The sequence below is a fragment of the Nonomuraea sp. NPDC051941 genome (assembly GCF_044593615.1).
Genome location: NZ_JBIUCF010000134.1, coordinates 1 through 2423 on the forward strand (window position 1 = coordinate 1; position 2423 = coordinate 2423).

Annotated in this window: 1 protein-coding gene; it reads left to right on the plus strand. The window is 70.9% G+C overall.

All coding sequences use genetic code 11. From position 1 onward, the window contains the following. A partial coding sequence (locus ACIHFD_RS67755) for an acyltransferase domain-containing protein (RefSeq protein WP_397375950.1) occupies positions 1-2423 on the plus strand: 2423 nt, incomplete at both ends.

Below are 2423 nucleotides of genomic sequence, written 5' to 3' on the forward strand. Positions count from 1 at the left end.
GGATGCGGTGCTGGTGTTCCCGGGTCAGGGGGCGCAGTGGGCCGGGATGGGGGTGGAGCTGGCGCAGGCGTCGCCGGTGTTCGCCGCCCGGCTGGAGGAGTGCTTCGCCGAGATCCGGCGGTGGGTGGACTGGGACCCGGCCCAAGTGCTGGCCAACGCTGATGGGCTGGAGTCCATCGAGGTGTTGCAGCCGATGGCGTTCGCGGTGGGGGTGGCCCTGGCGGCGTTGTGGGAGTCGGTCGGGGTCCGGCCGACAGCGGTGATCGGGCATTCGCAGGGCGAGGTGGCCGCAGCGTATGTGGCCGGGGCGTTGTCGCTGGCCGACGCCGTGCGGGTGGTGGTGTTGCGCAGCCGGTTGTTCGCCGCCGAGTTGTGGGGACGCGGCGCGATCGCCGCTGTGGGGCTGCCTGCCGAGGTGGTGCGGGAGCGTGTGGGCGAAGGGTTGGAGGTGAGCGCGGACAACGGACCGGCTTCGTGTGCGGTCGCGGGGCCGACGCAGGCGCTGGAGGAGTTCGTGGAGGGCCTGCGTGGTGAGGGGGTGCGGGCGCGGGTGATCGCGACCACGGTGGCCTCGCATTCGCAGATGGTCGAACCTCTGCGGGAGCAGTTGCTGGAGATGCTGGGCCCGATCGAGCCCGGGCCGGGGCGGGTGCCGGTGTATTCGACGGTGACCGGTGGTGTGCTGGCGGGTTCGGAGTTGGGGGCGGAGTACTGGTTCGCCAACGCGCGCCGGCCGGTGGACTTCCAGGGGGCGGTACGGGCGTTGCTGGCCGATGGCCGCACCGCGTTCATCGAGGTGAGCCCGCATCCAGTGCTGACGATGGCGGTGCAGGACATCCTGGACGCCACCGGCACCTCGGGCGTTGCGGTGGGCTCATTGCGCCGTGGCGAGGGCGGCCCCGACCGATTCATGCGTTCGGCGGGCGAGGCATACACCGCCGGTGTCGCCGTGGACTGGCAAAAACTCCTACCCGGCACCAGCGTGAATGCTGAGCTGCCTACATATGCGTTCCAGCACCAGCGCTACTGGCTGGAGTCCGCCGTGGCAGGGGTCTCGGACGCGAGCGGGCTGGGCCAGGCCCGCGTGGACCATCCGCTGCTGGGGGCGGCGGTGGAACTGCCTGATCACGGCGGGCTGGTGCTGACCGGCCGGATCTCCACCGCCACGCATCCGTGGCTGGCCGATCACGGGGTGGGGGAGACGGTGGTCTTCCCCGGCACCGGGTTCGTGGAGCTGGCCGTGCGAGCGGGTGACGAGGTCGGCTGCCCGGTGGTGGAGGAGCTGACGCTTGAAGCGCCGCTGGTCATCGAGGGCGACGAGCCGGTCCAGATCCAGGTGGCGGTGTCCGTAGCCGACGAGGACGGTCGGCGTGAGGTGGCGGTGCACGCCCGCACCAGCCAGCGACCCTGGACACGCCACGCCACCGGAACCCTCACCGCGACAAGCAGCACGCCGAGTCCTGCTGGCGAACAGTGGCCGCCCGCGGGAGCGCAGGCGGTGGACGTATCCAGCCACTACGAGACACTGGCCAGCACCGGATATGGATACGGTCCGGCGTTCCAGGGACTCAAGCGGGCCTGGATCCGCGACAACGAGGTGTTCGCCGAGGTAGAGCTCGACGAGCGAGAGGCCGCCGAGGCCGGCGGTTACGGAATCCACCCGGCGCTGCTGGACGCCGCCCTGCACGCCACCGGTCTTATCGAGCAGGCTGAGGGCGTCGCGCTGCCGTTCGCCTGGAACGGAGTGGAGCTGCTCGCTTCCGGCGCCCAACGCGTGCGCGTCCACGCCCAACCCACCGACGACGGCGCCACCAGCATCCACATCACCGACACCACCGGCGCGCCGGTAGCCATCATCACAAGCCTGATCTCACGCCCGCTACCGGCCGGCGGACTGTCGTCGCGTCCGCAGGCTGGGCACGATGCGCTGCATCGTGTGCAGTGGGTGCCGCTGCCGGGCGAGCCGGTCGGTTCTGGGGTCGGAGATGTGGCGGTGGTGGGTGAGCGGTGGCCTGGTCTGGCCGCGGCTGTCCAGGGCGCTGGTGGTGGTGTCGGGGAGTTCGTGGATGTGGCGGCGTTGGGTGATGCGGTCGCGTCCGGCCGGTCTCTTCCCACCGCTGTGGTGATGCGCCTGCAGGCGGATGCTTTCCTCCGGCCGGCGCTCGATCGGGTCGTAGGTGTGCTGAGTGGTTGGCTGGCTGATGAGCGGTTGACCGAGACCCGGCTGGTGCTGGTCACCAGCGGCGCGGTGACAACCGGCAGCGCCGATGCCGGTATGGCGACCGGCCCTTCGGCGGCCCGCCTGAACACGTCGGATGGGGATGGCGTCGATGGTGCTTTGATCGGTGCGGCGGTGTCGGGCCTGGTGCGCTCGGCGCAGGCCGAGAACCCCGGCCGGATCCTGCTGGTCGACCTCGATGACG